Origin of the sequence: Nodosilinea sp. E11 (assembly GCF_032813545.1) — a bacterium.
GTDB lineage: Bacteria > Cyanobacteriota > Cyanobacteriia > Phormidesmidales > Phormidesmidaceae > Nodosilinea.
The window spans coordinates 1788413-1804211 of record NZ_CP136520.1 but is presented as its reverse complement, the minus strand read 5'-3'; the positions used below and the strand labels follow the sequence as shown (position 1 = coordinate 1804211).

12 protein-coding genes are annotated in these 15799 nt (G+C 57.9%); 8 read left to right on the top strand and 4 right to left on the bottom strand.

Going from position 1 to position 15799, the window contains the following annotated elements; all coding sequences use genetic code 11:
* Positions 1–193 precede the first annotated feature (193 nt).
* The 3 genes from RRF56_RS10295 to RRF56_RS10285 all read left to right on the top strand — a co-directional run bounded on the left by RRF56_RS10295 (position 194) and on the right by RRF56_RS10285 (position 3624).
* Positions 194–1090: a pirin family protein gene (locus tag RRF56_RS10295; RefSeq protein ID WP_317037551.1), complete on the top strand. Its 897-nt coding sequence runs from the start codon at positions 194–196 to the stop codon at positions 1088–1090.
* A gap of 72 nt (positions 1091–1162) precedes the next feature.
* Positions 1163–2926 (top strand): ABC transporter ATP-binding protein/permease, encoded by a 1764-nt coding sequence (locus tag RRF56_RS10290; RefSeq protein WP_317037550.1) that lies wholly within the window; start codon positions 1163–1165, stop codon positions 2924–2926.
* A 353-nt stretch (positions 2927–3279) separates the two neighbouring features.
* Entirely contained in the window at positions 3280–3624 is a 345-nt protein-coding gene (locus tag RRF56_RS10285) for a DUF1815 family protein (RefSeq protein WP_317037549.1), read from the top strand.
* A gap of 127 nt (positions 3625–3751) precedes the next feature.
* Here the strand turns inward: RRF56_RS10285 and RRF56_RS10280 are convergent, their stop codons facing one another.
* A complete protein-coding gene (locus RRF56_RS10280; protein ID WP_317037548.1) occupies positions 3752–5563 on the bottom strand; it encodes an aspartate kinase in 1812 nt (603 codons plus the stop codon).
* A gap of 418 nt (positions 5564–5981) precedes the next feature.
* Between RRF56_RS10280 and RRF56_RS10275 the strand changes: the two genes are divergently transcribed.
* The 4 genes from RRF56_RS10275 (at position 5982) to RRF56_RS10260 (ending at position 11050) form a co-directional block, all read left to right on the top strand.
* Positions 5982–7376 (top strand): NAD(P)/FAD-dependent oxidoreductase, encoded by a 1395-nt coding sequence (locus RRF56_RS10275; protein ID WP_317037547.1) that lies wholly within the window; start codon positions 5982–5984, stop codon positions 7374–7376.
* A 127-nt stretch (positions 7377–7503) separates the two neighbouring features.
* Positions 7504–7800 (top strand): hypothetical protein, encoded by a 297-nt coding sequence (locus RRF56_RS10270; protein ID WP_317037546.1) that lies wholly within the window; start codon positions 7504–7506, stop codon positions 7798–7800.
* A gap of 191 nt (positions 7801–7991) precedes the next feature.
* Entirely contained in the window at positions 7992–9092 is a 1101-nt protein-coding gene (locus RRF56_RS10265) for a hypothetical protein (RefSeq protein WP_317037545.1), read from the top strand.
* A 20-nt stretch (positions 9093–9112) separates the two neighbouring features.
* Positions 9113–11050 carry an adenylate/guanylate cyclase domain-containing protein gene (locus tag RRF56_RS10260; RefSeq protein ID WP_317037544.1) on the top strand — a complete coding sequence of 646 codons (1938 nt, stop codon included), beginning with the start codon at positions 9113–9115 and terminating at the stop codon, positions 11048–11050.
* Positions 11051–11142: 92 nt separating this feature from the next.
* On the opposite strand, the gene rpe is transcribed toward RRF56_RS10260, so the two are convergent.
* From rpe to RRF56_RS10245, 3 genes are all read right to left on the bottom strand, one after another.
* Positions 11143–11853 carry a ribulose-phosphate 3-epimerase gene (gene rpe / locus RRF56_RS10255; RefSeq protein ID WP_317037543.1) on the bottom strand — a complete coding sequence of 237 codons (711 nt, stop codon included), beginning with the start codon at positions 11851–11853 and terminating at the stop codon, positions 11143–11145.
* A gap of 238 nt (positions 11854–12091) precedes the next feature.
* Positions 12092–13066: an IS110 family transposase gene (locus RRF56_RS10250; RefSeq protein ID WP_317033747.1), complete on the bottom strand. Its 975-nt coding sequence runs from the start codon at positions 13064–13066 to the stop codon at positions 12092–12094.
* Positions 13067–13343: 277 nt separating this feature from the next.
* Positions 13344–14525: an aldo/keto reductase gene (locus RRF56_RS10245; protein ID WP_317037542.1), complete on the bottom strand. Its 1182-nt coding sequence runs from the start codon at positions 14523–14525 to the stop codon at positions 13344–13346.
* A 257-nt stretch (positions 14526–14782) separates the two neighbouring features.
* Between RRF56_RS10245 and RRF56_RS10240 the strand changes: the two genes are divergently transcribed.
* Positions 14783–15637, top strand: a complete 855-nt coding sequence (locus RRF56_RS10240; RefSeq protein ID WP_317037541.1) for a manganese catalase family protein — start codon at positions 14783–14785, stop codon at positions 15635–15637.
* The last annotated feature ends 162 nt before the right edge of the window (positions 15638–15799 follow it).

The following is a 15799-nucleotide window of genomic DNA, read 5'->3' as shown; positions in this document are numbered from 1 at the left end:
TCCATAGTAGAACCCTGGGGTCTGCTCTAACCCACTCATTTTCTACCGCGCCTCGATCAGCAAAAACCCTCGCGTCTTGCCCGACACCGAATCTACGGTGAATCAGGCATGACAGCCAGAGGGTGAGGACCCTCAACCCAACTTTGAAATTCGTTACAGTAGAAAGCATTACAGCGTTCATCCCCGCTTCACTATGCCGACTCTCAACCCGACCAGCACCGCTAAAACCCTGCACAGCATTCAGCGCACCCAAGGTCGCCACTGGGTAGGCGACGGCTTTCCGGTGCGCACGCTGATGGCCTACAACGGTCTGGGCCAAACCATCAGCCCCTTTTTGCTGCTCGACTATGCCGGGCCAGCCGAATTTCCCCCCACGACAGCGCGGCGCGGCGTGGGTGAACACCCCCACCGGGGCTTTGAGACCGTCACCATCGTCTACAACGGCGAGGTCGAGCACCGCGACTCGGCGGGCGGCGGCGGCATCATCGGCCCCGGGGATGTGCAGTGGATGACGGCGGCGGCGGGCCTGGTGCACGAAGAATTCCACGGGCCAACCTTTGCCCAAACTGGCGGCCCCTTTGAGATGGTGCAGCTGTGGGTAAATTTGCCCGCCAAGGACAAAATGTCTGCGCCCCGCTACCAGGGCATTACCAGCGATCGCATTCCTGTCGTCGAGCTACCCGATGGTCGGGGCCGCCTGCGGGTGATTGCCGGAGACTATGCAGAATCTCAGGGGCCAGCCCAGACATTTACCCCGATCAACCTGTGGGATCTGCGGCTGAGCGGTGGTCAGCAGGTAAGTCTGGATGTGCCCGAGGGACACACCACTCTGCTGGTGGTGCTGAAGGGAGCGGTGCGTGTGGGCGGCTCGGAGCCGATCGCAGAGGCGGAGATTGGTATCTGCAACTCGGCTGGCACCACCCTCACCCTCGACTGCCTGCAAGATACCACTGCCCTGCTACTCTCAGGCGCACCCATCGACGAGCCCATCGTCGGCCACGGCCCCTTTGTGATGAACACCACCGAAGAAATCTACCAGGCCATGGCCGACTACCAGAGCGGCAAAATGGGTGCCCTCACCCCCCAGTAACCCGGCACAAAGGGGTGAACTTTTGTAAGATCCCCAAAGCACCCTTGGCGCAGCGGGAGACTTTGCACCGGCATGGAACGATTTAACCTCAAAGGGTTTAGACGGTTTTGGGCGATCGCCAAAACTTACTGGTTTGGCGACGAAAAGTGGAAAGCCGGGGGCCTGCTGCTGCTGATTGCGGTGTTTTTGCTGGGCTACACCGGCCTCAGCGTGGTGCTCAACAACAAGCGCGGCGTGCTGATCTCTGCTCTCTCCGCTAAAGACGAAGCCCGCTTTTGGGAAACCGTGCTGGTATTTATTGGCGTGCTGGTGGCCTACGCGCCGCTGCTGGCGGGCTACGACTACCTGCAAAAGCGCCTGGGTCTAGAGTGGCGACGGTGGTTAACGGGGCGGTTTGTGGGCGATTACTTTAGCGATCGCGCCTTCTACGACATCCAGCAGTTTCAGCCCGACATCGACAACCCTGACCAGCGCATCGCCGAAGATGTGAAAAACTTCACCCAGCAGTCGTTGGCGCTGCTGCTGGTGGTGGTTAGCTCAGTGCTGCAAGTGATCGCCTTTAGCGGCGTGCTCTGGGGCATCTCCAAAAATCTGGTGGGCTTTTTGGTGCTCTACGCCCTGCTGGGCACCCTGGTGACGGTGGTGATCTTTGGCCAGCCCCTGGTGCGGCTCAACTTTGAGCAGCTGAAACGGGAGGCCAACTTTCGCTTCAGCCTGGTACGCATTCGCGAAAACGCTGAGGCGATCGCCTTTTACCGGGGCGAAGCCCAGGAGGCCAGCCAGGTGAACAACCGCTTCATGGCCGCCTTCGACAACTTTAAAAAGCTGATCGTTTGGGAACTCAACCTCAATGCCCTGACCAACGCCTACGAGTTTATTCCCTTTGTGCTGCCCGCGATCGTGGTGGCCCCAGCGGTGTTCTCCGGCGATCTCGAAGTGGGCAAGGTTTCCGAGGCCCAGGGAGCCTTCATGCGGGTGTTCTTTTCGCTCAATGTGGTGGTGGCCCGGTTCTCAGAACTCACCTCCTTTGGGGCCGGCATCGATCGTCTCTACAGCTTTGCCGAAACGCTCAACCATGTGGAGAGTGAGCCCGCCGCCGCAGCGTCCCCACCATCCGTAGATGATTCTACGGCGGAAGACTCCTCAGAATCTCTAGACCATCCCACGATCGCCATTGAACCCTCAGATTCCCTGGCGCTAAAAGCGTTTACCTTGCAAACCCCCAACTACCAGCGCACTCTGGTCGAAAATCTCTCGATTGATATTCCTGACAAAACCGGATTGCTGATTGTGGGGCCAAGCGGCTGCGGCAAGAGTTCGCTGCTGCGGGCGATCGCCGGTCTCTGGCATTCCGGCAGCGGCACTATCCACCGCCCTGAGCTAGACAGCATTCTCTTTTTGCCCCAAAAGCCCTACATGATTCTCGGCACCCTGCGAGAGCAGTTGCTCTACCCCAACACCAGCCAAGCGGTGGACGATGCTGGTCTCCAGGCCGCCCTAGAGAAAGTCAACCTGGCCAATTTGGCCGAGCGCTTTGGTGGCTTTGATGCGGTAGAAGAATGGGGCGATGTACTGTCGCTGGGCGAGCAGCAGCGGCTCACCTTTGCCCGCCTTTTGGTCAGCCAGCCCGACTTTGCCATTCTCGACGAAGCCACCAGCGCCCTCGATCTGGCTAACGAGGCCAAACTCTACGACCACCTGCACCACAGCGGCACCACGTTTATTAGCGTCGGCCACCGCGAATCGCTGGCTGAGTATCACCAAGCCACCCTAGAGCTGGCCGAAGACCACACCTGGGCGCTCAAACCCTCCGGCCTCGCCACGACAGATTTATAACATTGCATGACATTGTGGCTAAAAGCCGTCGTTTAGTCGTGATAGCTACCGTGGGGGCCAAATTTACTGTCTACCCTAGGCGCAGTGCATTTTCAGACCGCTGCTACGCCCACCTTCATGTTAGAACGCACAAGTTCTCAAGTTTTCACAATCTACAGGATGCCTTCGCAGTCTGCTTCTTTCGGGGTATGGCAGCTTCTAGGGGATGAGTTTAGGGTTGATTGAGGGCACATTTATGCCAGGGTAGTTAAGATAGACGAATCGATTAACCAGAAATCGAGCATCATGTTTAGTATCTTAAGAATTAATTAATTTTTGGGCTACAATTTTTATGGGTAACGAGGAGTGTCGTTATGTTTGTCAGACTAGCCGAGCAGCACCGCCAATTTGTTAGAGACCTAGTCATGAACCTGCAAGCGCTGGCCACAGTGCTTGAGGGCATGGGCTATTTGGCCTCTTGCTACACCTGCGGTGGTCAAATGAACAGTGCATCCTTTATGGTCAGTCTGGGCGACGACCATCTCATTCGCTTCCTGGTATCTGACTACGGCATCACCTGGACCGAGATGCGCGACGATCGCGAATTGATGAAGCTAGAAGGCGCAGAGGCCATTCATCAGCTGCAAGAGTTGGCCAACCTGGTCAAGTTTCGCATTCAGCCCGCCGATTCTCGCAAGGCGATCCCGACCGAGGTTTAGCGTTTTTAGGCACGCTTTAACTTTAGAGCTTTAACCCACCGCAATATGTCCTCCCTTAGGGGCACTGCACCGCTGATGATCAACGGTGCCTTTTGCGTAGCTCCAATTTGATGTCAGATCAGCCAACTCAGGCCGGTACTACGGTGCGCTCCAGCCCTGCTAGCCCAAAGGCATTATGAACCGCTCGCAGCGCGGTTACCCCTTCCTCCTCAGCCACCAAGCAGCTGATCTTGATCTCTGAGGTGGCAATCATTTGTAGGTTAATGCCCTGCTCAGAGAGGGCCTTAAACATTCTGGCGGCCACGCCTGGGGCGTAGATCATGCCGGTGCCAACCACGCTGACCTTGGCGATTGCATCATCGACCGCCACATCGCCCAACCCTAGCTCGGCGGCGGCAGACTCTACCACAGCCTTAGCAGTCTGAGCATCGGCCTGGGCGACGGTAAAGGCAATGTCGCGGGTGGCCTGACCATTGACCAGACGGCAGCGCTGCGACTGAATAATCATATCGACACTGACCCCATGGGTAGCCAGCAGCTGAAAAATATGGGCGGCCATACCAGGTTTGTCGGGCACGTGGCGAATGGCGACGCGGGCCTGCTTGGTATCGAGCGCGGCACCGCGTACCACCGGGGCGGCGGCAGCGTGACTGGGCACATCGCTTTGGGGCATGGGAGAGGTGGTGACATCGAAGGCTTCGCAAAGCACCGCAATGGCGCGATCGCAGTCTTTGACATCGATGGTGCAGCTCACCTTGACCTCGGAGGTCGAAATTAGCTGAAGGTTGATACCCGCCGCCGCCAGCGACGAAAACATTTTCGCGGCTACCCCAGGTCGGCCAATCATCCCTGCCCCGGCGATGCTGATCTTGGCCATGCGCTGGTCGACCATCACCTCGGCCTGGGTGGTGTCGGTGGGGTTGCTGCGGAGGGCTGGGGCAATGGCCTCGGCTACTGCCTCGGCCTTCGCCAAGTTGGCCTGCACCAGAGTGAAAGCAATGTCGTTGGTGTTGCCCTCATGGATCGATTGAATGATTAAATCTACATTCAGCGCCTGGGTGGCTAGCTCGCCAAATAGCCGGGCGGCAATGCCGGGGCGATCGGGAATACGCAGTAAGGCCACTTTGGCCTGGTCAGTGTCAAACTCCACTGCATCGACCGGGTGGGCCAGTTCTAACCCCTCCAAGGGGCGGGGCTGGGGCCGGGGCGAAACCACTCGGGTGCCGGGCTCATCGGTCCAACTCGATCGCACCACCAGCATAACGCCGTAGTTGCGGGCAATCTCCACTGCGCGGGGGTGCAGCACCTTGGCCCCTAAGCTGGCCAGCTCCAGCATCTCATCGCTGGTGATCTCGTCCATCAGCTGGGCCTCAGGCACCAGGCGGGGGTCGGTGGTGAGGATGCCGGGTACGTCAGTGTAGATTTCGCACTTTTCGGCCCCTAACGCTGCCGCCAGGGCCACCGCCGAGGTGTCAGAGCCGCCCCGCCCTAGGGTCGTAATTTCTAAGTCTGTGGTCTGGCTAATGCCCTGAAAGCCCGCCACCACAATCACCTTGCCTTCATCGATGTGGCGCTGGAGGCGATCGGTTTTAATCTTGAGAATGCGGGCGCGAGTGTGCTCGGCCTCGGTGACAATGCCCACCTGGGCCCCGGTGAGAGAAATCGCCTCCTGCCCCAGATTGTGTAGAGCCATGGTCAGCAGGGCGATCGTGATCTGCTCACCGGTCGACAGCAGCATGTCCATTTCGCGACGGCTGGGCCGATCGGTAATATCGGCAGCGAGCTTCACCAGACCATCGGTGGTTTTGCCCATGGCCGACACCACCACCACCACCGCATGCCCGGCCTCTACTGTAGCCTTGACCCGCTGGGCCACCGCTTGAATCCGCTCTACGGTGCCAACGGAGGTTCCCCCATATTTCTGTACGATCAGCGCCATGGTATTGCTGCTTGCCTCCCTGCAATCGCCAGCTATGCTCTTCTCTCCCGCTGCTGACGGCAAAGAAAAGCTCCCCAAATTTTAGCCCCCTCGCCGCCGCCTCAACCGGTCAATCTCAAAAATGCTTCGGCAAGATGAGAAAAACTAGACCCCTAAGGTGACTTCTGGAAAACTTTCTCTCTCATGGTGGGCAGTGCCTACCATGCGGTGGCTACTACGGTTGCTACAGTCGTCGTAGACAGCGGGGAGTTTCTTTTCTAGAAATCTCCTAAGCCTACCGGACTGCTTCTCCAGTTCATACTCCCTTGGTGAACAGGGCATAATCATGGCGGCTTTGTGGGGATATAGCACAGTGCACAGTATTTAGCGGTATTCTGCTTTATAACGAAAAGTAACAACCTGCTTCCTGGGTATTGCAATGCAGACTGTCCAACGTTCCCTCGACTCAGATCCGACTTCCCAAGGAACGGCCTCAGAGGCCCCTGCTCCAACGATTGAGGTGCCGCCGGTGACTCCCGGCAAGCACCAGGTGGTGATTATCGGGGGTGGGTTTGGTGGTCTCTACGCTGCCCAGCAGCTCGGTCGGGCCGATGTGGAAGTGACGCTGATCGATAAGCGCAACTTTCACCTGTTTCAGCCGCTGCTGTATCAGGTGGCCATGGGGGGGCTGTCGCCGGGCGATATTGCCTCACCCCTGCGTGCCGTGCTCAGCGCTCAGAAGAATACACGGGTGCTGATGGGCGAAGTTACCGACGTTGATCCTGAGCGGCAGTTGGTCACTCTCAACGATGGTCGCACCATTCCCTACGACGATTTGATTGTGGCTACAGGCATGAGCCACTTTTACTTTGGCCGCGACGACTGGGCCGATGTGGCCCCCGGCCTCAAGACCGTAGAAGATGCCCTAGAGATGCGGCGGCGCATCTTTGCCGCCTTTGAGAAAGCCGAGAACACCACCGACCCAGAGCTAAAGCAAAGCCTGCTGACCTTTGTAATTGTCGGGGGTGGCCCTACCGGGGTAGAGCTGGCTGGGTCGCTGGCCGAACTGGCCTATCACACCCTGCGCAACGACTTTCGCCACATCGACACCACCGCCAGCCGCATTATTTTGGTGGAGGGTATGGACCGAGTGCTGCCTCCTTTTCCGTCGGATCTGTCGGCTCGAGCCCAGACCGACCTAGAGAAGCTGGGGGTGGAGGTGATGACTCAGGCTTTAGTCACCGACATTCAGGGGCACGATATCACCCTAAAGCAGGGTGACCAGATCAATCACCTGAAAGCAGGCACTGTGCTCTGGGCGGCGGGGGTCCGTGACCCGGGCATGGGTGGTCTGCTGGCCGATCGCACCGGGGCCGAGCGCGATCGCTCGGGCCGAGTCATGGTCAGCGACGACCTCAGCCTGCCCACCCATCCCAATATTTTTGTAGTCGGTGATTTGGCCCACTTTGCCCACCAGGGCGATCGCCCCTTGCCGGGGGTGGCCCCCGTGGCCATGCAGGAGGGCAAGTATGTGGCCCGCCTGATTCAAAAGCGGCTCAAAGACGACACCTTGCCCCCCTTCGCCTATAAAGACAGCGGTAGCCTGGCGGTGATTGGTCGCCATGCCGCAGTGGTCAACCTGCCCTGGGCCAAGCTGACGGGCTTCCCGGCCTGGTTTGTGTGGCTGTTTGTGCACATCTTCTACCTGATCGAGTTCGACAACAAACTCATGGTGATGACCCAGTGGGGGGCCAACTACCTCACCCGCAAGCAGGGGTCGCGCTTAATTACCGAAAAGGTATTTGAGAAAGCTGAGGCTGGGCCGCCAAAGTAGGTAAGCTGGCGGGGCAACGACTGAGCCTAAAGGGAAGGTTGTGGCCATTAGCCGTTGATTGCTGCTGGTCTTGCTAACCTGCCCCCGTGGTTTGACCCTAGCCGCAGCCAGCCCTACTATGGCCTCTATGCCTCAAGACTTACCTGACTACGAGCGTGACCTGTTAGCCGCCCTGGCCTACTTCCTAGGGCGCGACCCAGAGGCCCAGGCGCGGGCTTGTTTGTGCATGTATCTGCGCCAGGCTGAGCCCCGCATCATGGCTCAGGTGCGCTATTATGCCCATCGGCTGTCGGCCCAGACTGGTCAGCCGCTCGAACCCTACGACCTGCTGGCCATGATTGCCCAGTCTCCCGAAGCGGTGACCGCAATGCTGCCCGACCTGGAGCAAGTGCACCACCCCGACCAGCCCGATGTATTTAGCTAGGCTCTCGATTTAGTTCGCTTTGGGCGAGTTAAGTTTCACAAGCTGGTCTGAATTTGCCCGGTTGCCTTGGGTATACATTCAAGCAGGGCACTCAGTGGAACTTAGCGATGGCGGCTTTGGGGTTACAGAGGTTGAGCCTCGGTTTAAACAGACGCCGGTTAAATAGACGCTGGCGACGGTTTGGGCGGCTTATGGCCGTCGCGGTGCTGTGGAGTAGTTGGCTGGCACTCCTGGGGCCGCAGGCCCAGGGCCAGACTAATGCAGCGGCAACGGTCACCGAAATCTTAGATAGTAACCAGGTCTATATTCAAAACCGCGTTGCTCGGGTCAACCATGTAGCCCAGCAGCGTCAGCAGGTGCGCACCGGGTCGGCTCGCACTGCGTTGCGGTTTAATACAGGGGCTGTGGCCCGTTTGGCCCATAACTCTAGTCTGGTAATAGGCCAGTGTGCCCAGGTCAATCGGGGCACGCTGTTGGTCAATGGCACACTCAATGGCTGCTCAACATCTACGGTGGCGGGGGTGCGGGGCACCCTCTATACCCTCACCGTCACTAAGGCCGGAGAAACCATCATTCAGGTGTTTGAGGGTGAGGTGGTTATAGAGCACAACCTTAATCCAGAGCCGGTTGATTTAGTCACTGAGGTGCTTGACCCGCTCAATCCATTCTTTGATCCGGTGGTGCCTTCGACTGATCCGATGGTGCCCTTTGTTAAACCCATAGAGCCTTCAAGTCCTGGGCTGACTCCTCCAGAGCCGTCTCCCTCTGGGCCAAGCAGTCCGGGCTTTGACCCGACGTTTGACCCGATGTTCGAACCGACGTTCGAACCGTCGTTTGGCTTTATGTTGAGCCCGACCTTGCCCTCTACCGGGCCAAATCTCGGTGGTAAGCCAGGTGCCCTAGCGATCGCAGGCAGGCAGGCGATCGCCATCAAGCAAGATGACCCACAAGATAACCCAACGGTAGACTTCCTAGAGCCTGCTCCCGACCTATCTCCCGACCATAGCGCAGGTGAAACCGTTGACTTTACCGCCGATGCCGCAATTACAGTGGCTCAGGGGCAGCAGGTGACGATTGATGCTGACCAGGTAGCGGCGGTAGTGAGACCCCTCGCGGCGGAGGACTTTATTGACCTGCTGGAGGGGCCGTTACTGCGAGGCTTTGCGGTCGAACTGCCTGGTATGGGCAACCTCCGGCGAACCTTTCAGCAACTGTTTCCTGGGGTGCCGTTTCCTTCCTTTTGGGCACCGCCTATACCTAGCCCGCCGGTCCGATTTCCCTTCCCGTTCTAAGTTGAAGCCGATGCTGGACGATGTCTGCTGTGCTTAGATCCTATCGACGAATTTTTCAGTTAGGCCACGGGCTGATGGTGAGCTGGGCGGTGTTTGGCGCGATCGCCCTGGTGTCTCAGCATCCGTGGATTGTGCTGATTGAGGGCCAGGCACAGTCGTTTTTGCTGGGGCTGCGGGGGCCAGTACCCGCCCCCGACAACATCATCATTCTGGCGATTGACGAATATTCGCTCACCCAGGGTGACCTCTACCGGGCCGAACCAGAGCGCTATCCCTTTTTGGCCCCTCTGGCGATCTGGCCTTGGCAGCGTCAGGCCTATGCTCAGGCGATTGAGCAACTGATGGCAGCGGGGGCCAAGGCCGTGGCGATTGACGTGCTGTTGGTTGACCCCAGCGGCTATGGCCCCGCCGACGATGCCGCGTTAGCAACAACCCTGGCTCGGTGGGGCGATCGCATTGCGCTGGCGGCGGCCTACGACGTGTCGAGTAGTGATTTTGGTCTGTTCACCAGTCTGCTAGAGCCCATCTATAGTGGCCGGGCCGGGCTAATTAACCTGGAGGCTGACGCCGACGGTAAATACCGTGCCTTTCCCGATCGGGGCATTGAAAATCTCCGGCAAACCCACGGCTTTACCGATCAGTTGCCGTCCTTAGCCGGGGCCACCCTAGCCGCCGCTGGCTACCCCAGCCCATCTCAACCCAGCCAGCAGCTATTTTTCTACGGTCCTGCCGGTACGTTTCCAACCCTGTCGTTTGTGCAGGTGCTTGACCCCGACAATTGGCCCCTCTACGCAGACCAGTTCAAAGACAAGATTGTGCTAATTGGTCCGATGGCCGACTCTTTCCAAGACCGCAAGCGCACCCCTACCGACAACGCCATGCCGGGGGTCGAAATTCATGCCCACGCCCTAGCCGCCTTGATGGAGGGTCGTTCGGTGAGTGCGGCGGTGTCTAATCCTGTGGCTCAGGGGTTGCTGGCCGCTGTGGTGTTTGGGACGGTGGGGCTGGGGTTGGGCTACCGGCTGACGCAGCCGGTGCCAAGGTTATTGGGCTTTATGGGGGCGATCGCCACCTGGGGCGCGATCGCCTATTTGCTGATGGTGCACCGCGATCGGCTCATACCTGTAGCCATTCCGGTGGCCTGTCTGGGCATGGGCGGTGTCACCTACATCGCCACTGGAGCCGTCAGCAACCGCCTTGAAGAACAGCGGCTGCGGCGCACCCTAGAGCGCTACGTGGCCCCCCTAGTGGCTCAGGAGATTCTCAACCAGCCCGATGACTTTACCAGCCTCACCGTTGGGCAAAAAATGCCAGCGGCAGTGCTGTTCTCAGACATTCGCGGGTTTAGCCGCATTTCGTACGAGCTGGGGGCGATCGAAACCGTCAGTCTGCTCAACACCTACCTCGATGTCATGGTCGATGCCATTTTGGCCTATAGAGGCACTATCGACAAATTTATTGGTGACGCCGTGATGGCCGAGTTTGGTGCCCCCACTTCCCAAGGCCCGCAGCAGGATGCGCTCAATGCTGTATCGGCAGCCTTGGCTATGCGTCAGGCCCTCGCGACCCTGCGCCTTAGCCTTCAAGCCCAGGCGTTGCCGCCTTTATACAACGGTATTGGCATCAGCTATGGCGAACTGGTGGTGGGCAACGTGGGGTCGGTGCAGCGGCTAGAATACACGGCCATTGGCGACACTGTAAACGTGGCCAGCCGCATTGAGGGGCTGACCAAATTAATCGGCACCGATATTTTGATTACCCAGGCCTGCTACGACTTGCTCAAGGACCACATTGTCGCCGTTGACCAAGGCACCCACGTTTTGGCGGGGCGCGAACACGAAGCGGTGCAGGTGTATGGGGTCATTAGCCTCAAAGGTGAAAGTGATGATCTATACCACCAGGTGCAAGCAGACCTAGGCCGCCACCTCGATCAATTTCCCCGCACCTCTAAAAGCTAACCAGGGGCAAGTTAGGCTTCTTGGCTAACTCACCCCTGGTTAGGGCCTATCTCCTAGAGAGATAGTGCGGTTAAATTTCGACCCTTCTTGCCCTACACGGCGGCTAGCTCGGGGGCGGGGCGCTTGCTGTGGCGAATGCCCTCGATCGCAGCGGCATAGTCGGGTGCGTTAAACACCGCCGAACCGGCCACGATCGCATTGGCCCCAGCCTCTAGCACTTGCCAGGTATTGTTCGCCTTGAGACCACCATCCACCTCAATCCAGGGGTCTAGACCGCGTTCGTCGCACATGGTGCGCAGGGCGCGAATTTTATCGACCATGGTGGGAATAAAGCTCTGACCGCCAAAGCCGGGGTTGACGCTCATAATCAGCACCAGGTCGCAGAGGTCGAGCACGTTCTCAATCAGCGATAGCGGGGTGCCGGGGTTGAGTACGACCCCAGCTTCTTTGCCCAGCTCTTTAATTTGGCCCAGGGTGCGGTGCAGGTGGGGCGAGGCATTGTGCTCGCAGTGCACGGTGATGATGTCGGCCCCAGCCTTAGCGAAATCGGCGACGTACTTCTCCGGCTCGACGATCATTAGGTGTACGTCGAGGGGCTTTTGGGTGACGGGGCGAATAGCCTCGACAATCAGGGGGCCGATGGTAATGTTGGGCACAAAGCGACCATCCATCACGTCTACGTGAATCCAGTCGGCACCGGCCTCGTCAGCAGCCTTGATCTCTTCGCCCAGGCGGCTGAAGTCTGCCGACAAAATTGACGGGGAGATCACGACAGAATTTTTGTTGGAAGAGGTATGCGGCATGGTGGATGGTTCTCCTGTGCGTTTGTGTACATCGTAACAAAGTCTTAAAATCACTTCTCACAAATGATTAGGAATTGCAGGAATTTCTCATCAATAGATGATGAAGCCCTGGGATCGCCTGCGCGGTAGCGATTATCTTCTTTGTCAAGCTCATCCTGCTATGCGATTAGCCTCGGCGGGATGGCAGCGGAAATCAAGCCAGGAGCCCTGCCTGCATCAGACAGAGTCTTGCTGTTCCTTATGTGGCGGCGGGCAGGGAGCAAGCCGGAGCCTGCCAGAGGGTGTCATGTTCTACCATGGCATTGAGAATAATCACCAGTTTGTGCATGCAGGCCACCAGGGCAACCTTTTTGAGTTTTCCCCGCTGCAGCAGGCGCTGGTAGTAATCGCGAATGACCGGATTATGGCGAGTGGCGACTAACGCGGCCATGTAGAGGCCTGTGCGCACGGTGGCTCGACCGCCGCTAATCATCCGCTTACCCCGCATCTGGCCGCTATCGCGGTTGAACGGGGCGAGGCCACACAAGCTGGCTAGGCGCTTCGCTGAGATCTGTCCTAACTCGGGGAGTGAGGCCAAGAGGAGCCCCGTCGTCACAGCCCCAATACCCGGCACACTGGTGAGGATCTCGCGGGTGCGCTGCCACTGATCGCTCTGGGCGATGAGCTGCTCAATCTGGGTATCGAGGTCTTGGATCTGTTGCTTGAGCCAGTCAATATGCTGCTCAATGCTCTGACCCGTCCTGGCTCGTGCTGAGCGTTGCCGGGCTTTTTCGGCACTCATCATCTCGACGAGTTGCTGCCGTCGCGTGACGAGGTCTTGAAGGTGTTGACTGGCCTCACTCGCCATCGCCCGTACCTCTGGACGGATGGCATCGGCAAAGTGAGCCAACACCTCGGCATCAATTTTGTCTGTTTTAGCCATGCGCCCCGTGGCCCGGGCAAAATCACGCACTTGACGTGGATTCACCACAACGGCGGGCCAGCCCTCCGCCATCAACGTTCGCGCCGCCAGGGCTTGATAGCCCCCGGTCGCTTCCAGCACAATCAGACTCGTCTCGCGACGAAACGCCGTTAACGCCTGTAGCAACTCTCTTAAACCAGAGTCACTGTTGGCCACCTGAACGCTTAATCCAAGTGGACGGACGTACACATCTAAGGTGCGCTTGGATACGTCAATGCCAACCCATTGATGCGCTTGTGATAGTTCAGTCATGGTTGTATCCACCCGTGTAGGAGGTTAATCTGACATCACTCGTCCTTGCTCGATACGGAGTCTAAGCTCCTGGCGATTTTGCGAGTTAACTTCAGAGGTGTGCAGCGACCCATGCTACGTTCGGTTTTGGACAACCTAGGGTGGGACGGTCTGCCACACACCTCTAAAGATACAAGGGTGGGCATTGCCCACCACCCAATACTGATTTAAACCGACCCACCCCTGCCCCTCCCTGGAGGGGATGATCCTGGCCCCCTCGTCAGAGAAGAGCCATGCTCTAAGCATTCGACAATCGCGCCAACGCCTGCCCCGCCAACGCCTCGTGGGCCTCGGCCAGCAACTGCGGAATTTTGTCAGCGTGGGGGCTGCGGCGCAGGCACTCAGATAAATCCACCTGGCTCAGATTCTCGGCTTTTTCGCCGGGGAACCAGTGACCGGCGTTGCCCAGCATGTTGTACCGGGCTTTGGCGTAATCTTCCATATCAAAGGCGATCAGCAGATTTCGCAGCCGCAGAATGGCAGGGATGTTGATGTGGCCGGGGGTGTCGTCGGGGCTGGGCAGGCCCAGTTGCCAGGTGCGTAGCCAGTCTTCGCCCAGCACGCTCTGAGCGTGGCGGTGCAGGCGATCGAGTACCGGCTTGAGGTGCCAATCGGCCTGATCGAGCAGCGGCAGGGTCTTGAGGTGTTCGTCAAAATCGCTGGGTCGCGCTGCCCCAATGCTGAGGGTATGCACCTGGGGATGGCTGAGGCAAAACAGATTGTTAAACACCATTGGGCTGAGCGGATCGCACAGCTCTACCAGCTTGGCGGGAGGACTGTACAGATGCCCTCCCTTATCCGACGGGCTGATGATAAATACGCCGACATCGTGGCGCTGGGCGGTGTCGATCGCAGCCCAGTTGTCTTGGTTGACGTAGTACCAATGCAGGTTGACGTAGTCGAACTGGTCAGATGCGATCGCCTGCTGAATCACTGCCGTCGGCGCGTGGGTCGAAAAGCCAATAAACCGCACCCGCCCCTGGCGCTGAAACTCCCGTGCCACTTCCATGCAGCCGCCGGGGCGTAGGGTCCAATCCAGCAGTTCGGCGGTGTTGATGCCGTGAATGCCCAGCAGGTCTACCGTTTCAAGCTTGAGATTGTCTAGCGACTCGGTGAGGTGCTGGCGAAACTCGGTGGGGTCGGCAGTCGGGGAAACCTTGGTTTGCACAATCAGGCGGCTGCGATCTAACGTCGGCAAAATCTGCCCTAGCTGAATTTCGGAGGTGCCATAGCCTCGCGCCGTTTCAATGTGGTTAATGCCCACTGCTAGCGCTTGGCGAATGGTGGCCTCTAAATTCTCCTGATTCTTTTGGGGAACGTCTGCCAGAGGTACGTCTTTCCATGAGTGCTGGTAGCGCATACCGCCGCAGGAGAACACGGGCATCTGAAGCTCAGTGCGGCCAAAGCGTCGATATTGCATAGGAATTGAACTGACAAAGGGCTATCCCTCACGGTAAGCAAGGGATTGCTGGTTGTAAAGGTTGGACCCCCTGCTAAAGCATGAGGGTGGATGGATCTTTAGCAGGAGAAGACCCTATAGCTAGAGTGACAGATTGATTGATGCTAGGTTTTGATGCCCCTTTTGAGAGATGGGAAATAAAAATTCTCCCACAACCATGGGAATTAGAAGAGGCAAATATCTTGCTGCTCTTTCTGCACTAAACACTGAAAAATCTCATGTTCTACCATAAGAAACGCCTGCAATATTTCACCAAGCCAGAAAAGCCCGATCCGGTCTATGCTAAACAGCTACAAGAGCTGATTGGTGGGCCGTTTGGCGAAATGTCTGTGATGATGCAGTACCTATTTCAGGGCTGGAATTGTCGAGGTCCGGCAAAATATAAAGACATGATGCTCGACATTGGCACCGAAGAAATTGGCCACATTGAGATGCTGGCCAATATGATTGCTCACCTGGTGGATAAAGCTCCTCCGGATGTTCAGGAAAAAGCCGCTCTAGACCCCATTGTGGAAGGGGTAATGGGCGGTATGAAAACTGAAGATATCATCATGGGCGCGATGAACCCCAAACATGCCGTGATGTCTGGTGGCGGTGCCCTACCTGCCGACAGCGTGGGCTATCCCTGGAACGGCAACTACATTGTGGCTTCGGGCAACCTGATGGCCGACTTTTTCTCTAACGTGCAGGCTGAGGCGCAGGGCCGTTTGCAGGCCGTGCGACTGTACGAAATGTCTACTGACCCCGGCGTCAAAGACACCCTGAGCTACATGATTGCCCGCGATACCATGCACCAAAATCAGTGGTTGGCGGCGATCGAAGAGCTTAAGGCCGATGGGTTAGAAAGCCTGCCGGTGCCCAGCCGCTTCCCGCAGTCGCTGGAGAAACAAGACGCCGCCTATACCTTCTGGAACCTGTCGGAAGGCACCGACAGTAAAGAGGGTCGTTGGGCAAAAGGCCCCACCCCCGATGGCAAGGGCGAGTTTCAGTATCTGGAAAATCCAGAAGGCCAAAGCCCTATGGGCGAGGCTCCGGTGCCCAATCCTAAGCTCTACTCGACGCCTAAGCAGTAGTGAGCAAGCTGAGCGATGCCCAGGCCGAGTTACATAACCCCGAGTGCTAATCGGCCAACCCGTAGGGGCGCATAGCATGCGCCCGGCTGCACTGGGGATAGACAGATAGGATTTGGTATCAGCCGATCGCCAGAAATGCCTCAGGGTCTTTAAGACCTTGGG